A 20,724-nucleotide genomic window follows, 5' to 3' on the forward strand; every position below is an offset into this window, starting at 1 on the left:
CGCTGCCGCGATGCTGTGGCGATGCCCTAGAAGCCCAGGCGTCCGAGCTGCTTAGAGTCGCGCTGCCACTCTTTGGCAACTTTCACACGAAGCGAGAGGAAGATCTGCTTGCCGACGAGCTTCTCGATCTCGGCGCGAGCACGGGCGCCCACATCTTGCAGTCGCTCACCGCCCTTACCAATGATGATGCCCTTTTGGCTGTCGCGCTCGACAAAGATGTTCGCAAATACCTCAAGAAGGTTCTTGTCGTCACGCTCGATCATGTCGTCGATCGTGACGGCGATGGAGTGCGGCAGTTCGTCCATGACGCCCTCAAGCGCGGCCTCACGAATCAGCTCCGCAACGCGCGACTCAGTTGACTCGTCGGTGACAGCGTCATTCGGGTACAGCGCAGCCGACACCGGCATGAGCTTCACGAGCTCGGTCGCAAGAATATCGAGCTGGATGTCGTCGAACGACGAAATCGGAATGATCTCATCCCAGTCGCGCAGTTCTGCCACGGCTTTGAGCTGCTCCGCTACGCCGGGGCGCGAGGAGGCATCGATCTTCGTGACGATGGCGACCTTCTTAGCGCGCGGGAAAGAGTCCAGCTGCTCGTTGATATACCGGTCACCGGGACCGATTTTCTCGTTCGCAGGAATGCAGAGGCCGATAACGTCGACTTCGCCGAGGGTATCTTTCACGATGGAGTTGAGGCGCTCGCCCAACAGGGTACGCGGGCGGTGCATACCGGGGGTGTCCACGATGATGAGTTGACCATCTTCGCGGTGCACGAGGCCCCGGATGGCGCGGCGCGTGGTCTGCGGCTTCGACGAGGTGATCGCGACCTTCTCGCCCACGAGCGCGTTAGTCAGCGTGGACTTACCCACGTTAGGTCGACCCACAAAGGTCACGAATCCTGCTCTGAATTCACTGGTGTCGGTCACTGTGATTCACCGTTCTCTCGTTCATTCGAGCCTGAGTCATTCTGGTCATTGAGCCATGGATCGCGCGACACCAGCACGGTGCTGATGCGTTTGCGACGGCCTTCGGTACGTTCTGCCGTCAGAACGAGTCCTGAATAGTGTGCCACTGCTCCGCTCTCGGGGAGTCGTCCAAGAGTTTTCATGATGAGCCCGCCGACGGAGTCGACTTCGTCATCATCCAGCTCGAGTCCGAAAAGATCGCCCAGTTCATCAATTGGCAGGCGAGCGCTGACACGGTATGAGCCGTCTTTCAGCTCTTCAAACTCGGCGACTTCGCGGTCGTACTCGTCAGAGATATCTCCGACGAGTTCTTCGATGAGGTCTTCTAGCGAGACTAGCCCTGCGATACCGCCGTACTCATCGACGACCATGGCGAGGTGATTCGATTCGAGCTGCATTTGGCGCAACAGGCTATCGGCACGCTGCGATTCCGGCACGAAAAGCGCGGGGCGAGCCAGCGCCTGAGTCGTGAGCTTGTCGGCTTCGGCCGGCTGTTCATACACCACGCGCGCGATGTCGCGCAGGTACAGCACCCCCATCACCTGATCGATGTCGTCACCGATCACCGGTACTCGCGACACTCCGCGGCTCAGGAAGAGGCCCATAGCGGCACTGGCCGTGACATCCGCTTCAACCGTCACCATGTCAGTGCGCGGGATCATGACCTCACGGATCACCGTGCTGTTGAAATCGAAGATGGAGTGGATGAGGTCGCGGTCATCTTGGTCAAGAACTTCGTGCTCGGTGGCTTCATCCACCATGCTCAGCAGTTGCTCTTCACTAGAGAACGTCGCCGTTCGGGGTCGACCCGGAGTCACTCGGTTGCCGATCGCGACAAGAGCGTCAGCGATCGGGCCCAGAATCACGCGGATGCCGCGAATAAACCGTGCCGAGAGTTGCAACACCTTGCGAGAGTGAGCACGCCCGACGCTGCGGGGGCTGGAGCCCACCAGCACGAACGATGCTCCGGTCATGATGAGCGCGCTGAACAACAGCACGAGCCACCACTGCTCGAAGGCCGAGGCAAACACGAGCGTGACGAGCACTGCCGCAGTGGTCTCCACGACGATTCGCATGAAGTTGAGCGCATTAATGTGCGCGCCCGTGTCTTTCGAGATTGCGAGAATCGACTTCTGCGCACGGCTGCGTCCGGCCAGCTCGACGAGGTCGCTACGGCTCAGTACCGTGAGCGCCGAGTCGGCAGCGGCAAGCAAACCACCGAGCGACACTAAAAGAATAGCGACGGTGATGAAAATTCCGATCAGCACAACCGGCTACTAACTTCGTTCTGCCAGGGCGAACCCCAACAGAATTTCGCGCTGAAGGCCAAACATTTCTTTTTCTTCTTCTGGCTCAGCGTGATCGAAACCAAGCAGGTGCAGCAGTCCGTGAGTGGTCAGCAACAGCATCTCTTCGAGAGGGCTGTGACCCGCGGCCTCGGCTTGCACGATCGCCACTTGGGGGCATACGACGATGTCGCCGAGCAAGCCGGCGGGCGTCTGGCGGTCTTCGGTCCCGGGGCGCAGCTCGTCCATGGGAAAGCTCAAGACGTCGGTGGGACCGGGCTCGTCCATCCACTGCACGTGAAGCTGTTCCATGGCGGCCTCGTCGACAAAGACAATGCCGAGTTCCGCATCCGGATGCACGTGAAGCTGGTCGAGGGCGAAGGTGCAGAGTCGCTGAAAAGCGTGCTCGTCTACCTCGATGGCCGATTCGTTGTTGATCTCAATCGACACGTTAGGGCCTCTCGTGATTGCGGCTGCGCTTGGACGGCCGGTTTTTGCGGTTGTATTCGTCGCGCTGCTTTTCGGCATCGTAGGTGGTGTAAGCATCCACGATTTGTCCCACCAGGCTGTGACGAACGACATCTGCACTCGATAGTTCGGCGAAGTGGATGTCGTCGATGTCTCGCAGCACGTTCGAGACAAGTTTGAGGCCACTCGCCCCTTCGGGCAGGTCGACCTGGGTGATATCACCGGTGATGACCATCTGAGAATCAAAGCCAAGACGCGTCAGAAACATCTTCATTTGCTCAGGCGTGGTGTTCTGGGCTTCGTCAAGAACGACGAACGAGTTGTTGAGTGTACGACCGCGCATGTAGGCGAGCGGTGCGACCTCCACCGTGCCGGCAGCGAGCAGCTTGGGCACGAGTTCGGGGTCCATCATGTCGTTCAACGCGTCGTAGAGAGGTCGCAGATATGGGTCGATTTTGTCGGTGAGGGAACCGGGCAAGAACCCAAGCCGCTCCCCCGCTTCGATTGCCGGACGGCTCAGGATGATGCGGTCTACTTCTTTGCGTTGCAGGGCCTGCACAGCCTTCGCCATCGCTAAGTAGGTCTTTCCCGTTCCCGCGGGACCGATGCCAAACACAATGGTGTTGTTATCCATGGCATCGACGTATTGAGCTTGTCCAAGCGTCTTCGGACGGATCGCTTTGCCGCGCGTCGTCAGAATGGTTTGACCGAGCAACTGCTGTGGACTGCCTTGGTTACCACGCAAAATTTTCGCCGAAGCATCGACCTCGATCTCGCCGAGATCATGTCCGCCACGCACCATCGTGACCAGTTCGTCGACGAGCTCTTTCGCGGATTCGACTGAAGCCGAGTCGCCACTCAGAGTAATTTCGTTACCCCGAACGTGCATTTCGACGCTCGGAAATTTGCTTTCTACGACTTTGAGCAGTCGATCCTGCGGGCCGAGTAGACGCACCATGGCGACGCCGTCTACTTCAATTGAAACGCTCTCGCGCTCTGTCGAACCTGCGGACTCGGAGTCACTAGTGACCAAGGGTGCCTTCCTCGAGGTTTCCACCGAGCACATGAGCGTGCACGTGGAATACGGTTTGACCGGCGTTTTCACCGGTGTTAAAAATCAGTCTGTACTGTCCGCCTGCGTGTTCGTCGGCAAGCTTCTGGGCGACCGACACGAGTTCAGCCAGCAGTGCGGGATTTCCGGCGGCAAGCTCGGTGACGTTGGCGAACTCCTCCGTTTTAGGCACAACCAGCAGGTGCACGGGGGCTTGCGGCGCGATATCGCGAAACGCAATGACCGCGTCTGACTCGAAAACGATATCCGCGGGAATCTCGCGGGCGATGATCTTCGTGAAGATCGAAGGGGAATCGGACATAGCTCTAGCCTAAACCTCTAGCTCCAGCGGCCAAGCTTGACGTTCAATGCCGCTATAGCTGCGGGCCCCGCTGTCGACGTGCGCAACACTTCACTGCCCAATCGAATTGTGGATGCTCCGGCCGCTGTCAATAGTTCGAGCTCGTGATCTGCGACACCGCCTTCCGGCCCCACGACGAGCACGATGTCACGATCGTCTACTTCAAGTTCAGCGAGAGTTTGCGTCGCCGTGGGCTCCAGCACCAGCATCCGCGTCGTGGAGGCAAACGCCGCCAACTGTTTCGTCGTCACGAGGTCGAGAACATCAGGGATCCAGCTTCGTAGCGATTGCTTGCTCGCTTCGCGAACGATGGCCGCCCAGCGATCGCGGCCCTTAGTGACCTTCGAGCCTTGCCAGCGAGAGATGCTGCGCGCCGCCGACCACGGGATGACGCCGTCAACGCCTAGTTCGGTGGCAACTTGAACCGCGAGTTCGTCACGATCGGCCTTGGCAAGGGCCTGGGCCAGGAACACCGCGGGGGTTCGCCGCAGCGATTGCTGCACATCGACGACCTGAATGGTGAGCTCAGTGTGCTCGGCCGTAGTGATGGGGCCCGAAACGATCAGCCCCGCGCCGTTGCCGATCGCAATTGTTTCGCCGACTTTGAGGCGCGACACCGTGACCGCATGCCGCGCTTCGGCATTGCCCAGCGAAACGGAAGCGCCAACCGCCACGTCGTCAAGCTCCTCGTCGATATACAGATGTGCCATAGCGAGCTACAGGAACCGATCCCGAAGTTTGGAGAACAAGCCCTGTTGAAATTCTGCGAAGTGGGGCTTCTTGCTCTTGCGCACGGCGGCGAGTTGCTTGATCAGAGTCTGTTCGGCACCGCTGAGCTTCGTCGGCGTGACAACTTGGATGCCGAGCCGCAGGTCGCCGCGATTAGTGCCGCGCAAACTGGTGATTCCACGATCACGAACCGTGAGCACTTCGCCGCTCTGTGTGCCCGGCTTGATGTTCACTTCGACATCACCATCGAGACCATCGAGTTTCACGGTAGTACCGAGAATCGCGTCAATCATTTCGACCTCGACCGTGGCAAGCAGGTCGTCGTCGGCCCGGCTGAAGACATCATGGTGCCGCACCTTGATCTCGAGGAACAGGTCACCGTTGGGGCCGCCAGCAGGACCCACTTCGCCCTGGCCGGGCATCTGCAAACGCAGTCCCGTCTCAACGCCGGCGGGGATGTCAACGGACAGAGTGCGCTGGGCCCGCACCCGACCCTGGCCAGCACACGTGGCGCAGGGGTTGACAATGATGGTTCCGTAACCACGGCAGGTACCGCACGGGCTCGACGTCATTACGTTGCCGAGAAGGCTTCGAACTTGACGTTGAATCTGACCACTGCCCTGACAAATGTCGCAACGAACCGGTGAGCTGCCGGGAGCAGAGCAGCTGCCCTCACACGTCTCACACAGCTCGGCGGTGTTGACCTCGAGATCGCGGGTCACACCGAACATCGTGTCTTTCAGGCTGACCTCGATACGCAGCAGCGCATCTTGACCGCGCTCGCGACGTGAACGCGGGCCGGCAGTCTGGCTTGACCCGCCGAAGAAAGTCTCGAAGATGTCGCCGAAACCGCCGAATCCTCCTCCGCCGCCGCCGAAACCGCCGTTGCCGCCCATATCGTATTGCTGACGCTGTTGCGGATCGCTCAGTACGTCATACGCGTGAGTCACCGACTTGAAACGCTCCGATGCATCCGCACTGGGGTTGACGTCGGGGTGCAACTCGCGAGCGAGCTTGCGGTACGCCTTCTTGATTTCCTCCGGGGTCGCTTCGCGGGCAACGCCGAGGGCTTCATAGTGATCTGCCAAAGTTCCGATTGCTCCTTACGAGCTCAGTTGTCTTCTAAAAGTCGAGACAGGTACCGCGCTACCGCACGGACCGCCGCCATATTGTTTGAGTAATCCATTCGCGTCGGGCCAAGCACGCCCACGCGGGAGACCCCGCCGCCCGAGGAGGAATATCCTCCGGTGACAACGGATGTCTCTTCTAGTCCAAATTCTGCGTTCTCGCGCCCAATGCGAGTGGATACCGATCCATTTGCTACTTCCATCTCCCCAAAGAGGCGCAACAACGTTACTTGCTCTTCTATTGCCTCGAGCACAGGAAAAATGCTGCCGGTGAAGTCTTGTTCGGTTCGCGCCAGATTTGCGGTACCCGCGAGTACGAGCTTGTCGGCACGGTTCGCCAACACTTGCTCGACCAAGCTCGAGGCAATCTTGCCCACAAAAGCTTGACGTTCCACGGGAAAAATCTGAGCGAAGCTGGCTAGTCGATCCGCGGCCTCCGGGAGCGATTGCCCCGTCAGCGCCGAATTCAGCTTGGCGCGAACTTCGCCCAAGAAGACTTCGTCAAGCGGCTCAACGACATCGATCAGACGCTGCTCTACCCGGCCGGAGTCGGTGATGAACACCGTCATGATGCGGGTCGCGTAAAGCGGAACCAGTTCCACGTGCCGCACGCGGGCCGTAGCCAGCGAAGGATATTGAACCAGGGCCACACTGTTGGTCAGCTGAGACAGCAGGCGCACTGAACGCGCAAGTACGTCATCCAAGTCGTCGGCCTGACCCAGAAAAGACTCAATCGCTTGGCGCTGTGCGCTCGTGAGGGGGCGCAAGTCAGCCAACTGGTCTACAAACATGCGGTAGCCCTTATCGGTCGGGACGCGACCGGATGAGGTGTGGGGCGCCGTGATGAGCTCTTCGTCTTCGAGTAAGACCATGTCGTTGCGAATCGTTGCAGCGGATACTCCGAAGGAATGTCGCTCAACGATTGACTTGGATCCGACAGGCTCGCGCGTAGCAACGTAGTCCTGCACGATGACACGAAGCACGTCAAGACCGCGGGCGGAAACCATTCCACCACCCACCTCTCTTGATTGGCACTCAATCCGTTCGACTGCCAATCTTACTCGACACACCACGACACAGCCGTTGCACCGCGCGAGTCATACCAGTAGCGTGTCTTTGTACTTGAGCGCTACCCTTTTGAGGAAATGCTCAGGTGTGACACCGAGCACTTTGATGAAACCCGGGAACTTCCCTCGTTCACCTGAAAGGCACGAACACATGACTGACGCAAATCCGCAGCCCGCAGCCCCCCAGCCGGCAGCTCAACTGACCACGGCTGAGGACAACCAGTGGGCGTCATTCGCTCATCTGGGTGGAATCTTGGGATTCCTTCCCGCGCTGATTATCTGGTTGGTCTTCAAAGACCGCGGCGCATTCACCAACACCGAAGCAAAAGAAGCACTGAACTTCCAGATCACCGTTGCCATCGCCTACGTGATCTCGAACATTCTGATTGCCGTCGTCATCGGCGGAATCTTGCTTCCGATCGTCTTCATTGTGTCGGTGATTTTCTCGATCATCGGCTTCACCAAGGCTAAGGACGGCACGAACTACCGCTACCCCTTCGCACTGCGCCTCATCAAGTAATTCTGCTTATCGGCAAAGTCGATAGCGAGTGAGCCCCGGGAGCTTCTGCTCTCGGGGCTACTTTTTTGTCCAAGTAAGGCTTTAATAGAGCCATGTCAGATTCCACACCGCCCCCCGCCTCGCCGTACGCACCGATCCAACCGATGAGTCCGAGCGACGAAAAGCTCTGGGCGACACTCATTCACGTCGGGGGAATCTTCTTTTCCTTCGTTCCCGCACTAGTGGGTTACCTCGTCTTCAAAGACCGCGGGCCGTTCATCAACGCCCACGCACGAACCGCACTCAACTTTCAAATAACCATGGCGATCGCCTACGCAGTTTCGGTGGTCCTGATGCTTGTAGTCATCGGCTACCTGACCATGTTTGCCGTGGCGATCATCATCCTGATCTTCAGCATCATTGCAGCGGTTGCTGCCAACAATGGACAGGCGTACAAGTACCCGCTGACCATCGAGTTCATCAAGTAACTCGAACTTTCGCTCTAAATGGGGGCGTCTGCTAGCAATCGCCGCACTACGGCATCCGCGAGCAGGCGCCCTTTGAGCGTGAGGTTTATCGTGCCTCTGAAAGCGGCCGGAGCTTCTACCAGCTCATCGGCGATCAGCCCTGCTACGGCGGTGCGACCCTCAGCATCGAGCGTCGCTGTCTTTAGGCCATCGCGAACTCGCGCGCGAAGGAGAACATGCTCGAGATATTTGCTGGAATCAGCAAGCGTCTCGCGCCCGGCTCCCGGTGAGTGCCCGGCAGCAATCCGGTCGGCATACGCCGCCGGGTGCTTGACGTTCCACCAGCGAACGCCACCGACGTGACTGTGAGCCCCCGGGCCAACACCCCACCAGTCATTACCTAGCCAGTAGCCAAGATTATGACGGCTCGCGTGGCTAACAGCGGGATTGTCATCACGTTTGGCCCAGTTGCTGACCTCGTACCAGTCGTAGCCTGCGGCGGCCAGCTTCTTATCGGCCAACTCATACATGTCGGCCTGCAGGTCGTCGTCGACCGGAGCAACGTCGCCACGTTTGATCTGCGCCGCCAGCTTGGTGCCGGTCTCGATAATGAGCGCGTAGGCCGAAATATGGTCTGGATTTTGCGCGATGGCGTGATCGAGCGAGCGCTCCCAATCGGCCAACGACTCGCCCGGAGTTCCATAAATGAGGTCGACGCTCACGTCGAGCTCAACTTCACGAGCCCATTTCACGACGTGAGGAACCTTCTCGGGGTCGTGAGTACGTTCCAGCGTGGCGAGCACGTGCGGCACCGCGGACTGCATCCCGAAAGACACTCGAGTGAAGCCAGCCTCTTTGAGCGCGAGAAGGTATTCCCTGTCGACAGAGTCGGGGTTGGCTTCGGTGGTGACTTCGACGTCATCCGCAAAACCCCACGTATCGCGCGCCGCGGCAAGCATTCGAGTGAGGTCGGTTACCGGCAACAGAGTGGGGGTGCCGCCGCCAAAAAAGACCGTTGAGGCTTTGCGCGGCGCTACGCCCGCATTCTCCAGCACGGTGGCTGCTTGCCTGATTTCAGCTATTGCTTCGTCGGCGTAGTCCGCCCGCTTAGCTCCGCGCAGTTCTTCACCCGTGTAGGTATTGAAGTCGCAGTAGCCGCAGCGCACCCGACAGAATGGAACGTGGATGTACACACTCCAGTCACGGTCGCCAGAACCGGCAGCAACGCTGGCCGGCAAGGCTCCATCGAGAGGGGCAGGATCAGCTATCGGCAACGCACCTGGCACGAACTAATCCCCTAACAACTGATGAAGAAAGTGCGCCGCTCATGACAGCGAGCAGCACCCGTCAATTGTCGCACCTCTCGCGTGGGAGCATGGATGGGTGACTATGCACATTCTCTGGGACATCGACGGAACGCTCATCCACAACTCCACGGACGGTGCCACCGTCTACCTCGAGGCGTTCACCCACGTCACGGGTGAAGCTCCCCGCCAGTTCATCACGAACCCGCACGGGCAGACCGAAGGCCAGATTCTCGCTGCGCTTCTCGAGATCAACGGGCACCCCGCCGCCATGCTCGACGATGTGCTCACCGAGCTAGACGTGCGCACCGCCAAGCTGCTCGAGACTGGCTATGTGCGAACGGCAGTACCCGGCGGCCCGGCAGCGCTCCTCCACGCGGCCGGTCACGGATGGACCAATGCGCTGCTCACGGGCAACGGCCCGCAGCACTCGCGCGTGAAACTCACCGCCGCCGGCTATTCAGAAGAAGACTTCGACTGGACTCACTCGTTTTTCGGCGACCGTTCGCCTGACCGCCACCACCTCACATCGCTCGTCGCCACCATGCTCGGTGACCGCCCCAGCGTCATCATTGGCGACACCCCGAACGACGGAATAGCTGCCGATTCAGCTCAAATTCCGTTCATCGCCGTTGCAACCGGGGCTTACAGCGTGGCCGATCTCCGCGACACCAGTGCCCTCGTCGTCGTCGACGATCTGGTCGGTGGTCTCGAGGATGTATTGGGCACTATCGACGAACTCGCACGCCGAGGCTGATCGCAACGCCGCGCAGGATGCAGCAGTGAAGTTCGGCAGGACTAACGTCGAGTAGCTAGGTGCACGCTCGGCTCCGCTTGAGCCACGGTCTCCGGGTCGTTATTTCGACGAACGAATTGCTCCGGAAAGAGCACGCAGGTAGCGGGTCACGACGATGTATTGGAAGATTCGAAGAGCCGGAGCCACCAACATCCATTTGAAGGATGCCGGTCGAGAAAATGATCGCACCGTCATCCACACTGAGTTGTCGTCGCGCAGCTCTACCATGAATGACTCTTCGCCCCGCAGCGGATGCCCTTCGAGCGTTCCGTAAGCAAAGCCGGCAACTTTCGGGTCGTCGACCACGTAGACCACCCGCACAGGCTCATGGGCCGTAAACCGACCGCTGCCTATCGAGAGCACGATGGTGTCTCCGGCTCGCACATGCGGGTGCTCGCTGTTATCGACCGACAGATCCCGGTTCTCACCGTGCGGGTCGCGAGGCAGAAGCGTCACGCCAAAACCGCTGCGACGTTTCACACCCCAGGTCAACACTTGTTCGCGTGCGAACGCCCAGCGATCTTCTCCATGCCCGATTCGAGCGCTGCGTTGAACCCGGCGGAATCCGGCGGGGGGAAGCACCGTAAAGGTCTGGCCACGCGTGGCACCGACCGCCCCATACGTAACAGGGGCATTGGGGTAGGTGCGCGCATCCATCGGTTTACTTCTTGTCTTTTCCGGCTTCGACTTCGCCCGAAAGCGCAGCGATGAAGGCAGACTGCGGAACCTCGACGCGACCAACCATCTTCATGCGCTTTTTGCCCTCCTTCTGCTTCTCGAGGAGTTTGCGCTTGCGGCTGATGTCACCGCCGTAGCACTTAGCGAGAACGTCTTTACGCATCGCACGGATCGACTCCCGCGCAATGATGCGAGCGCCGATGGCGGCCTGAATCGGCACCTCGAACTGCTGGCGTGGGATGAGGTTCTTCAAACGCTCTGTCATGAGAACGCCATAGGCATAAGCCTTATCGCGGTGCACGATGGCGCTGAACGCGTCGACGGCCTCGCCCTGCAGCAGGATGTCAACCTTCACGAGGTCAGCCTCTTGGTCGCCACTGGGTTCGTAGTCGAGGCTCGCATAGCCCTGGGTGCGGCTCTTGAGGTGGTCGAAGAAGTCGAACACGATCTCACCGAGGGGCATCGTGTAATGAAGCTCTACGCGGTCGGTACCGACGTATTCCATGCCCTGCATGGTGCCGCGGCGCGACTGGCACAGCTCCATGACCGTACCCACGAAGTCTTTGGGGGTCAGGATGGAAGCCTTCACCATCGGCTCAGAAACGCTCGCGATCTTTCCGCCAGGGAATTCGCTCGGGTTCGTCACAGTCGTGAATTTCTTGTCGTCGCCCATCACTTCGTAAATAACCGAAGGAGCCGTAGCGATCATGTCGAGGTTGAACTCGCGTTCGAGACGCTCGCGCACAATCTCCAAGTGCAGGAGGCCCAAGAAACCACAGCGGAAACCGAAGCCGAGAGCTACGGATGTTTCGGGCTCATAAACCAGGGCGGCATCCGACAGCTTCAACTTGTCGAGAGCTTCGCGCAGTACCGGGTAGTCGGAACCATCGATCGGGTACAGCCCCGAGAACACCATGGGCTTCGGCTCTGAGTAGCCCTTGAGCGCGACCTCGGCCGGCTTGGCATGGTTCGTGACGGTGTCGCCAACCTTGCTCAGGCGCACATCTTTCACACCGGTGATGAGGTAACCCACTTCACCAACGCCTAGGCCCTTCGTGGGAGTCGGCTCGGGAGAGCTCACACCGATCTCAAGCAGTTCGTGTGCCGACTTAGTCGACATCATCATGACCTTCTCGCGCGGCGAGAGCTGGCCATCGACCATACGTACGTAGGTAATAACGCCACGGTAGGCGTCGTACACCGAGTCAAAAATCATGGCGCGAGCCGGAGCATCCGGGTTACCGACCGGAGCCGGGATGAGTCGCGTAGCCTCGTCGAGAAGCTCAGAAACACCCACTCCGGTCTTGCCCGAGACGCGCAGCACCGTCGACGGGTCGCAACCGATGAGACCAGCGATTTCTTCGGCGTACTTGTCGGGATCTGCTGCCGGCAGGTCGATCTTGTTCAGCACCGGAATGATCGTGAGGTCGTTCTCCATCGCCAAATAGAGATTGGCGAGAGTCTGAGCCTCGATACCCTGAGCGGCATCAACGAGAAGAATGGCTCCTTCGCAGGCGGCCAGCGAGCGGGACACCTCGTAGGTGAAGTCCACGTGACCAGGAGTGTCAATCATGTTCAGCGCGTAGGACTGTTCCTTACCGTTTTCGTCGGTAAGCGCCCACGGCATTCGAACGGCTTGGCTCTTGATCGTGATGCCGCGCTCACGCTCGATATCCATACGGTCGAGGTACTGCGCCCGCATATCGCGGTCGCTAACAACCCCAGTGACCGACAGCATGCGGTCAGCGAGGGTGGACTTGCCATGATCGATATGCGCAATGATGCAAAAGTTGCGGATAAACGCAGGATCGGTCGAAGCAGGCTCAAGTGTGTAAGAGGCGCGAGGAGACATCCGCCCAATTCTCCCATGAAGCGGACGTTCCTGCGCGCACCCGCCCAATACGACAGGCCGGAGCCATTACGGGGGCGGATGCTCGGGCTGTCACTGCGCCAGAAAGTGCCGCTAGAACGCTGCTGCCAGCAAGAGGAATGGCAGAGTCGCCAGTGCCCCAGCGATAACGACCAACACCCAGCCGAAGGTGGCAACGCAGGCGAGGACGATCCCCCAAATAGAGAAACCCCGTCCCGTTGGTTCATCGCGCAAGCCGAACACACCCAAGATCACCGCAGCCAGCGGCACGACAACGCTCTGCGCAAAGAAGAGCGAAGCGATACCTAAGCTGAGCGCGAGCACGCTCATTGTGCGGGAGGCTGCGGCGCGAGGGGCAGACGCGGTGGTGTACTCGTTAGTAGCGGTGGGCACGTCAGTAGAGGTGGGCACGTCAGTAGCGGTGCGCTCGTCAGTTGCGGATGAAACTGAAAGGGTTGAAGAGGTCATGTATCTAAGGTAAAAAAGCCGACGACCGTCGGGTATCGGGGTAACCCCCGAAAGTGCAGGGGGACGGCCCGCCTGCCGACGTGCCGGCGAACTCTGATGGGGACTTTAACCCGAGAGCCAGGCGTGGCAACAACGGCACACAGACACGTTCACTATTCTGGAGATTGCTTACAGGACAAGTCAGCGGCGCTGAAGGCTTAGTAAACCGCGCAAACAAGTTTGCACGGCGCTGGGGTCGCGCAATTGCTCCGCAATTGCCATAGCTCCACCGGAACCGCGCAAACAAGTTTGCACGGCGCTGGGGTCGCGCAATTGCTCCGCAATTGCCATAGCTCCACCGCGCTGGTAACGTTGCCTGTTGGCTTATGCATACGGTTCTTCGTCGAACGGTATGCGCATCGCGGCCGGGAATCAGAACACCGATTCTCTTCCACGGCCGCCCACCATCTCTGATCCACAAACAAGAAAGCACATAAACGTGGCAAATATTAAGTCGCAGATCAAGCGCATTGGTACCAACAAGAAGGCACAAGACCGCAACCGCCAGGTCAAGAGCCAGGTCAAGACGGCTATCCGCGCCACGCGCGCAGCGATCAAGGCTGGCGACAAAGACGCCGCCCTCGCAAGCTTGAAGCTCGCATCCAAGTCGCTCGACAAGGCTGCTGGCAAGGGCGTTCTGCACAAGAACCAGGCAGCGAACCGCAAGTCGGCCATCGCCAAGCAGGTTGCATCTCTCTAAAGCTCTCTGATCGGCATTACGCCGAACACACAAAAGCCCCTGCCGCTCGCGGTCAGGGGCTTTTGTCGTTAAGCGGTGCTTTCGAGCTAGCGGATGCCGCGGGCGGCGACCACAGAAATCATGCGCTCCAGCGCGAACACAGGGTCGCGCCCCAACCCTTTCACCTGAGCATCTGTATCGGCGATGGCCTCAATGGCGGAGCCAAGCCCCGCGTCGCTCCAGCCGCGCAAATCTTTCATCGCCCGATCAGCCTGCCACGGCGCCATCCCAAAGGTCTTTGCGGCTTGCCCCGACGACATTGACCCGCCCGAGAGTTTCGCCATCGTGCGCAACTTCGACGCAAATGCAGCAACGATCGGCACCGGGTCGGCGCCCGAAGCAAGAGCGTGACGCAAAAGCACAAGAGCTTCACCGGAACGCCCGGCAATCGCGGAATCTGCGACTTTGAAGGCGCTGGTTTCGACGCGGCCCGAGTAATAGCGGGCAACAGTGGCTTCGTTGATTTCGTCGGCATCGTCGGCGAGAAGCTGCTGGCAGGCTGCGGCGAGTTCTGCAAGATCTGCAGAGAACGCTGAAACGAGGGTGCGTAAGGCGCCTGGGGTAACGCGGCGGCGCTTGGCGGCGAACTCGGCGGAGGCGAAATCGTATTTCTCGGCGTCTTTCTTGAGTTCGAGGCACGCGATTTCTATCCCGCCGCCCTTGCCCGCACGAATGGCGTCGAGGAGTTTCTTACCGCGCACTCCCCCAGCATGACGAAGTACGAGATACGTGTCCTCGGCCGGAGCTTCGAGGTATGACAGCGTTTCGGTGATGAAAGCGTCAGTACACTTCTCTACGTTTGTGACTCGAATCAGCCGGGGTTCACTGAAAAGCGAGGGGCTGGCGAGGCTAATGAGCTCGCCCGGGCCGTAGTGATCGGCTTCGAGGTCGTTGACCTCGAGACTGGGGTCTTCAACTTTGAGGGTGTCGCGCAGCATACGGATGGCTCGATCGGCGAGGAAACCTTCCGTGCCGCTGACAAGAATGATCGGTGCGGGGCGCACCTTGTTCCATGCCAACTGCGGAATAGCGACTTTGGACTTCGCCGGCGGTCGGGCGGGGGTTCTGGCGGCCACAAGTCTCCTCAATTTGAACTGCGAACCCAGCCTAATGCCGGGCGCCCACATCCTTCTCCGACCACACTGAGACGGCACCGGACCTGCTCGCGGGCGACACCAGCACGAGTCCGTTCAGATCGCTTCGAGCTACCGCGGTGCCTGCGTCTTCGAGCATGGCAAGAGCGGAATCGGTCGGATGCCCGTACCCGTTGTCCGCGCCGACGCCGATGAGTCCGAGAGTGGCTCTCAGCGCGGAATAGAGGGCCGGATACTGGTCACCAGAACCGTGATGGCTGACTTTGACGACATCCACTTGCCGGAACGTATGGCCTGCCACGAGGCGCGACTGAGCACTCTCGCCGAGGTCCCCCAAGAAAACCGAGCTGAGGCAATGTCTCAGGCAATCGGAGCGCGGCTGGAACTCGATAACAACGCTCGCATCGTTTCCTGGATCGATGCCGGCAACCTGAGCAGGTGGCCAGAGCACGCGCCACTGGAGTTCGCCGAGTTGCCCGCGATTTCCCGCGTTCACCGCGACGACCTGTGCGCCACCGGCCGCGAGGTTGTCGAGCAGTGCTTCGTCGGTGGGCGAGCCGGTGGGCCCGACAAGTACAACGTCTGCTCGGCCGACGACAGCCTCCGTTCCTCCCACATGGTCGTGGTCAAAATGTGTCAACACGAGCAGATCTATGCGGTCAATTGCGAGACGATCAAGGCAGGCTTCGAGTAAATCCGGTTCTGCGCCGGTATCGATCAGAGTAACTTCTTCGCCACTGCGCATGACCACCGCATCGCCCTGGCCCACATCACATTGCGCGAACTGCCACTCCTTCGGCCACGTCATCGCCGCACTCACCGCCGATCCCACCACAACAGCAAGGGCGAGCGTCGACGCGATCGCGAGCGAGGTGAGGGCGTGGGTCTGCCAGATCCCCTTGGTCACCAGAGCAGCGAGGAGAAGAATCGTGAGCACGCTGAGCGTCAGCACTCCCACCCAGCCCTCCCACCACGGGATGCGTGCCCACGGAGCGTCGGCAAAGAAGTCCGCCACCGCGGCGACCCACGCAGCGGGCAGCCAGGCGATCCACATCAGCCCCAACCCGAGGACCGGGAGCACAGAGAGCGCCACGCAAGCCGCGAGACCGACGACGGTCGCAATGGGTGCCGCTGGAGCGGCCAGGACGTTCGCGAGCACCCCGTAGGTCGGCAGTGAGGGCTGCAGCAGTAGCAGCACGGGCTGGCAGGCCAGCTGAGCGGCTAACGGCACAGCAATCACCAGTGACAGCCATCGCGGTATCCAGCGCCCCAGAAGCTGCGCGAGCGGCTCGGCAAAGAGAAGCAGACCTGCCGTGGCGAACACCGAAAGCACAAACGCGAAGTTGCGCGATAACCAGGGGTCGAAGGCGAGGAGCGCGATCGTCGCGAGTGAGAGCACCGCCATACCTCGGATAGGCCTGCCGCTGCCCAGCGCGATCAACACGAACGTCGCCATGAGTGCTGCCCGAAGCACGCTGGGGTCGGGCGTGACAACGACGACGAACGCGATCAACACGAGGATCGAGAGGCCGATCCGTAAAGCCCTAGTAGCACCGACCCGGCCACCGAGAGCCATGATGAGGCCGACGACGATCGCGCAGTTGGCGCCCGAAACTGCGGTGAGGTGACTCAGCGAGCTGGTCTTCATCGCGTCATCCAAGTCGTCACTAACCGCGCTCGTATCGCCGATGGCAAGCCCGCCTAGGAGCTCGCCGCCACCACCAGGCAACTGCGATGTTGCTGCCGAGAATGTGCGTCTCAGCTCATTCGCCCAGTCGAATTGCCAGCCAGGATCGGCCTGCCACTCTGGTTCGTCGGTAGCGAAGAGCAACACCGCCCGCCCATCTCCCGGGGCGGTGCTCGCCAAGGTGCCCGTGACCGCAAACGTGACGCCGATCCCCCACGGCTCGTCTTCACCGCCTGCTGCGAGGTCACTGTCCTGTTCTTCAGTAGGGTCAGCCGCGACCGCGCCAAATCCGCCCCGTTCTGTGAAGATCAGAGCGGGCGATTCGAGCTCGAACGTTTCGCCGTCGACCTTGAGCAGGGTGATGGTCGCCTGAAAAAAGTCGGCGTCGCGTTGGAGGGCGGAGGTGGTTGTAGCCGTAGCGGTGACCGTCGTGTGTTTCGCCGCCAGCGTCGCCAGTGCCGCGGGCTGACGGCTTTCAGCGTGGACGGTGACCGATGTCGAGCAGAGGGCGGCGAGAACGCACCCCAGGGCGAGGCTCGCGAGCAGGCGCCGCTGACTCATCAGTGCGCCCGCGATGAGCAGCGCGGAAGCAAGCCACAAAGCGATAGCCACGGTAAGGGCCCACGCCGGCACTCCGATTACCAACACGGTGACGAGCCACGCACCCGCTACGGGCAGACTCAGCCGCAGGTCGAGGCTCATACCGTGACCAATTCGCGAAGTCCGTCAAACGTAGCGTCGCCGATTCCAGCGACATTGCGCAGATCATCGATGCTCGTAAAACGTCCATTCGCTTCGCGCCACGCGAGGATGCGAGCGGCCATCGCTGGCCCGATACGAGGCAACGTATCGAGAGCCGCGGCATCCGCAGTATTCAGATTGACTCGACCATCGGATGCCGTAGCCGCGTCAGCCTCGTCGCCCGCAGCGGGCACTGCGAACTGCTCTCCATCGGTCAGCACGCGCGCGAGGTTGAGTTGATCACGGTTAGCCTCCTCGGTGAAACCCCCGGCGGCAGCGATCGCGTCAATGACGCGTGATCCTTCGGCCAGCTCGAAGAGCCCCGGGCGTACCACCGCCCCCGTAACGTGCACGAACAGAGCGGGCGATTCCACCACGAACGCGTCGTCGTCTGAGCCCACTTCGCCGCGCGCAATCTCTACAGCAGTAGGGCTGCCGGTGAGAGCGGTCGCGAGGATGGCACAGCCGAGCGCGACAAGCACCACCACGATGACGGCGCCAACACGCACCCGCAGCCGTGTCTTACGGGCCTGCTCGAACTCTTCCACCTGCACAAACTAAGCGCGCCCCGATTGCTCGGAGCGCGCTTAGTTACAAGGTGTGAAGTGTTTTAGCCTTCGGTGAGCTGTGGACGAGTCGCGATGCTCACAATCTTGGGTGCGCGCACGATTACTTTGACAATCTCGCGGTCACCAACGGTGCGCTTGATCGCTTCTGATGCCATGGCCAGAGCTTCGAGGTCCGCGCTGTCGATCTTGGGCGAGACTTCGAGGCGGTCACGAACCTTGCCATCCACCTGAACGACAGCCGTCACCGACTCTTCAACGAGGAGCGCCGGGTCGGCCTTGCGCCAGCCAGCAAGAGCGACCGTGGGCTCGTAACCGAGCTTCTCCCACATCTCCTCGGCCGTGTGCGGAGCGAACAGGCTCAGGGCGATTGTGATGACTTCAGCTGCTTCGCGAACAGCAGCATCGCCGCCGCCAGCACCGGTGTCGATGGCCTTACGGGTCACGTTCACGAGATCCATGATGCGAGCAACGAGCACGTTGAACTTCAACGACTCGGCAAGGCCAGGGCCATCAGCGAGGAAACGGTGGGTGGCGCGGCGCAGCGTGGTGTCGCCCGTCTTCCACTCGATCTCGGGAGCACTCGTGACATCCCGCACGACACGGAAGGCGCGAGCCAGGAACTTGTGTGACGCCGCAGGCGACACGTCTTCCCAGTTGATGTTCTCCTCAGGCGGGCCAGCGAAGGCCAGCGTCAGACGCAGAGCGTCGGCACCGTGCTCGGCAATTTCGCCCGAGAAGGTCACGGCCTTGCGGCTGCGCTTCGACATCTTCTTGCCCTCAGAGAGAACCATGCCCTGGTTGAGCAGCGCACTGAAGGGCTCCGTGAAGCTCACGTAGCCGAGGTCGAAGAGCACCTTGGTGATGAAGCGCGAGTACAGCAAGTGCAGAATCGCGTGCTCGACGCCACCAACGTACTGGTCGACGGGAGCCCACTTCTCGGCCTCCGCCGGGTCGAAGGCCTGGTCGGGATCGTTCGGTGACAGGAAGCGCAAGAAGTACCAGGAGCTGTCAACGAAGGTGTCCATCGTGTCGGCATCGCGCAGGGCAGGGCTGCCGTCGCGCGGGTCTTCGACGTTGATCCAGTCTTCGGCGGCCGCGAGCGGCGACTTGCCCTTGGGCTTGAGGTCGAGCCCCTCAGTCGACGGCAACTCAACGGGCAGCTGCTCGAAGGGAACCGGGATGAGTTCGCCATCCGAACCGTGAATGATCGGGATGGGGGTTCCCCAGAAGCGCTGACGGCTGATCAGCCAGTCGCGCAGACGATACGTCTTCGCGGCGCGGCCGGTGCCAGCTGCTTCGAGCTGTTCCACGATCTTTTTGATCGCGTTGGACTTGCTGAGTCCATCGAGCGGACCCGAGTTGATCATGCGGCCATCGCCCTGCAACGACTGACCGGTGTCGCGGGGATTCAGCGGCGGCAGGTCATCCGGCAGAATCGCCATGCCATTTTCGTCGAGCTCAAGAATAGGAATCGCGCCGGTAATGGCGGCGTTCGTGTCGAGCACGACGCGCACGGGCAGGTTGAACTTGATCGCAAATTCGAGGTCGCGCTGGTCGTGCGCGGGCACAGCCATCACGGCACCGTGGCCGTAGTCAGCCAGCACGTAGTCGGCCGTCCAGATCGGGATGCGCTCCCCGGTGACCGGGTTGATCGCAAAACGGTTCAGCGGGATGCCGGTCTTGGTACGCGTGGCATCCTTGCGCTCGATTTCGGTCTGCTTCTGCGTCGCTTCGAGGTAGCTCGCAAACGAGGCCTTGGTCTCGTCGTCGGTGCCCTCCACCAGCTCGGCGGCAAGGTCACCATCCGGGGCAACGACCATAAAGGTCACGCCGTAGAGAGTGTCGGGGCGCGTCGTGAAGACCGTGACCTTCTCGTCACGACCTTCGATCTCGAAGTCGACATCCGCACCGACCGACCGGCCGATCCAGTTGCGCTGCATCGTGAGAACCTTCGACGGCCAGGCGCCCTCAAGCTGGTTCAAGTCATCGAGCAGGCGGTCGGCGTAGTCGGTGATCTTCAAGTACCACTGCGTGAGCTTCTTCTTGACGACGATGGCGCCCGAACGCTCGGACGTGCCATCGGCCAGAACTTGCTCGTTCGCGAGAACGGTCTGATCTACCGGGTCCCAGTTAACCCAGGAGTCCTTGCGGTACGCGAGGCCCTTTTCGTACATCTTGAGGAACAACCACTGATTCCACTTGTAGTACTCGGGGTCGCTCGTGTGCAGAACGCGGTCCCAGTCAAAGGAGACACCGTAGAGCTTCATGCTCTTCTTCTGCTGGTCGATGTTGTCGTACGTCCAGCCGCGAGGGTCAATACCGCGCTCAATAGCGGCGTTCTCGGCGGGCAGGCCGAAGGAGTCCCATCCGATGGGGTGAAGAACGTTGAAGCCACGCTGACGCCAGTACCGCGCCGCGATGTCACCGAAGGCATAGGCCTCGGCATGCCCCATGTGCAGGTCGCCAGAGGGGTACGGGAACATATCGAGAATGTACTTGCGCGGGCGCTTGTCTTCGGGGTCGCTCGTCGCGAACGGCTTGAGCTCTTCCCACTTGGCTTGCCACTTAGCGTGAATGGCGGCTACATCGTAGTCCGAGCCACTCTCGCGGTCGTCGTGTGCACCAGCAAAGTTGGGCTGCTCAGTCACGTAAACACTCTCAATTCGTTACAGGGAAGATCTAAGATTACCCAACTCACGGCCGCGCTCGAGGGGGCCAA

Annotated in this window: 20 protein-coding genes; 4 read left to right on the plus strand and 16 right to left on the minus strand. The window is 60.5% G+C overall.

All coding sequences use genetic code 11. The annotated features are described in order from the left end of the window. Positions 1–26: 26 nt before the first annotated feature. The 8 genes from era to hrcA are packed head-to-tail and all read right to left on the minus strand — an operon-like array spanning position 27 to position 6,994. Entirely contained in the window at positions 27–926 is a 900-nt protein-coding gene (gene era / locus ESZ53_RS03700; RefSeq protein ID WP_129071597.1) for a GTPase Era, read from the minus strand. Next, positions 923–2,233: a hemolysin family protein gene (locus ESZ53_RS03705; RefSeq protein ID WP_129071598.1), complete on the minus strand. Its 1,311-nt coding sequence runs from the start codon at positions 2,231–2,233 to the stop codon at positions 923–925. Before ESZ53_RS03705 ends, era begins: the two co-directional genes overlap by 4 nt. A gap of 9 nt (positions 2,234–2,242) precedes the next feature. After that, the gene (gene ybeY, locus ESZ53_RS03710) at positions 2,243–2,701 is read right to left on the minus strand and encodes an rRNA maturation RNase YbeY (protein ID WP_129071599.1); all 459 of its coding nucleotides are present in this window, start codon (positions 2,699–2,701) and stop codon (positions 2,243–2,245) included. 1 nt (position 2,702) lies between these two features. Beyond that, entirely contained in the window at positions 2,703–3,752 is a 1,050-nt protein-coding gene (locus tag ESZ53_RS03715) for a PhoH family protein (RefSeq protein WP_129071600.1), read from the minus strand. Further along, positions 3,742–4,092 carry a histidine triad nucleotide-binding protein gene (locus ESZ53_RS03720; protein ID WP_129071601.1) on the minus strand — a complete coding sequence of 117 codons (351 nt, stop codon included), beginning with the start codon at positions 4,090–4,092 and terminating at the stop codon, positions 3,742–3,744. The genes ESZ53_RS03715 and ESZ53_RS03720 overlap by 11 nt, the downstream gene beginning before the upstream one ends. A 17-nt stretch (positions 4,093–4,109) precedes the next feature. Next, positions 4,110–4,841, minus strand: a complete 732-nt coding sequence (locus tag ESZ53_RS03725; protein ID WP_129071602.1) for a 16S rRNA (uracil(1498)-N(3))-methyltransferase — start codon at positions 4,839–4,841, stop codon at positions 4,110–4,112. A 6-nt stretch (positions 4,842–4,847) separates the two neighbouring features. Continuing rightward, positions 4,848–5,948, minus strand: coding sequence for a molecular chaperone DnaJ (gene dnaJ / locus ESZ53_RS03730; protein WP_129071603.1), 1,101 nt, complete (start codon positions 5,946–5,948; stop codon positions 4,848–4,850). A gap of 23 nt (positions 5,949–5,971) precedes the next feature. Continuing rightward, positions 5,972–6,994, minus strand: coding sequence for a heat-inducible transcriptional repressor HrcA (gene hrcA, locus ESZ53_RS03735; protein WP_129071604.1), 1,023 nt, complete (start codon positions 6,992–6,994; stop codon positions 5,972–5,974). A gap of 211 nt (positions 6,995–7,205) precedes the next feature. On the opposite strand from hrcA, the gene ESZ53_RS03740 reads away from it, so the two are divergent. Further along, entirely contained in the window at positions 7,206–7,574 is a 369-nt protein-coding gene (locus ESZ53_RS03740; protein WP_129071605.1) for a DUF4870 domain-containing protein, read from the plus strand. A gap of 92 nt (positions 7,575–7,666) precedes the next feature. Continuing rightward, complete coding sequence (locus tag ESZ53_RS03745; RefSeq protein WP_246837373.1) at positions 7,667–8,041, plus strand: DUF4870 domain-containing protein; 375 nt, start codon at positions 7,667–7,669, stop codon at positions 8,039–8,041. 14 nt (positions 8,042–8,055) lie between these two features. Here ESZ53_RS03745 and hemW read toward each other — a convergent pair whose 3' ends face one another. After that, positions 8,056–9,306, minus strand: coding sequence for a radical SAM family heme chaperone HemW (gene hemW / locus ESZ53_RS03750; protein WP_129071606.1), 1,251 nt, complete (start codon positions 9,304–9,306; stop codon positions 8,056–8,058). Positions 9,307–9,409: 103 nt separating this feature from the next. Here hemW and ESZ53_RS03755 point away from each other — a divergent pair, with 103 nt between their 5' ends. Beyond that, on the plus strand, positions 9,410–10,081 hold the full coding sequence (locus ESZ53_RS03755; protein ID WP_231595425.1) for an HAD family hydrolase: 672 nt from the start codon (positions 9,410–9,412) through the stop codon (positions 10,079–10,081). Between the two features lie 99 nt (positions 10,082–10,180). On the opposite strand, the gene ESZ53_RS03760 is transcribed toward ESZ53_RS03755, so the two are convergent. The 3 genes from ESZ53_RS03760 to ESZ53_RS03770 form a co-directional block, all read right to left on the minus strand. Then, entirely contained in the window at positions 10,181–10,777 is a 597-nt protein-coding gene (locus ESZ53_RS03760) for a DUF1990 family protein (protein WP_129071608.1), read from the minus strand. A 4-nt stretch (positions 10,778–10,781) separates the two neighbouring features. Beyond that, complete coding sequence (gene lepA / locus ESZ53_RS03765; protein WP_129071609.1) at positions 10,782–12,650, minus strand: translation elongation factor 4; 1,869 nt, start codon at positions 12,648–12,650, stop codon at positions 10,782–10,784. A 111-nt stretch (positions 12,651–12,761) separates the two neighbouring features. Next, positions 12,762–13,136: a DUF4190 domain-containing protein gene (locus ESZ53_RS03770; protein WP_129071610.1), complete on the minus strand. Its 375-nt coding sequence runs from the start codon at positions 13,134–13,136 to the stop codon at positions 12,762–12,764. Positions 13,137–13,614: 478 nt separating this feature from the next. On the opposite strand from ESZ53_RS03770, the gene rpsT reads away from it, so the two are divergent. Further along, positions 13,615–13,875: a 30S ribosomal protein S20 gene (gene rpsT, locus ESZ53_RS03775; protein ID WP_129071611.1), complete on the plus strand. Its 261-nt coding sequence runs from the start codon at positions 13,615–13,617 to the stop codon at positions 13,873–13,875. Positions 13,876–13,961: 86 nt separating this feature from the next. Here rpsT and holA read toward each other — a convergent pair whose 3' ends face one another. From holA to leuS, 4 genes are all read right to left on the minus strand, one after another. Continuing rightward, complete coding sequence (gene holA / locus ESZ53_RS03780; protein WP_129071612.1) at positions 13,962–14,990, minus strand: DNA polymerase III subunit delta; 1,029 nt, start codon at positions 14,988–14,990, stop codon at positions 13,962–13,964. A gap of 31 nt (positions 14,991–15,021) precedes the next feature. Beyond that, positions 15,022–17,397 carry a ComEC/Rec2 family competence protein gene (locus ESZ53_RS03785; protein WP_129071613.1) on the minus strand — a complete coding sequence of 792 codons (2,376 nt, stop codon included), beginning with the start codon at positions 17,395–17,397 and terminating at the stop codon, positions 15,022–15,024. Next, on the minus strand, positions 17,394–17,984 hold the full coding sequence (locus tag ESZ53_RS03790; protein ID WP_129071614.1) for a ComEA family DNA-binding protein: 591 nt from the start codon (positions 17,982–17,984) through the stop codon (positions 17,394–17,396). The genes ESZ53_RS03785 and ESZ53_RS03790 overlap by 4 nt, the downstream gene beginning before the upstream one ends. A gap of 62 nt (positions 17,985–18,046) precedes the next feature. Further along, complete coding sequence (gene leuS, locus ESZ53_RS03795) at positions 18,047–20,653, minus strand: leucine--tRNA ligase (protein WP_129071615.1); 2,607 nt, start codon at positions 20,651–20,653, stop codon at positions 18,047–18,049. Positions 20,654–20,724 lie beyond the last annotated feature (71 nt).

Origin of the sequence: Salinibacterium sp. UTAS2018 (genome assembly GCF_004118935.1) — a bacterium.
Lineage (GTDB): Bacteria > Actinomycetota > Actinomycetes > Actinomycetales > Microbacteriaceae > Rhodoglobus.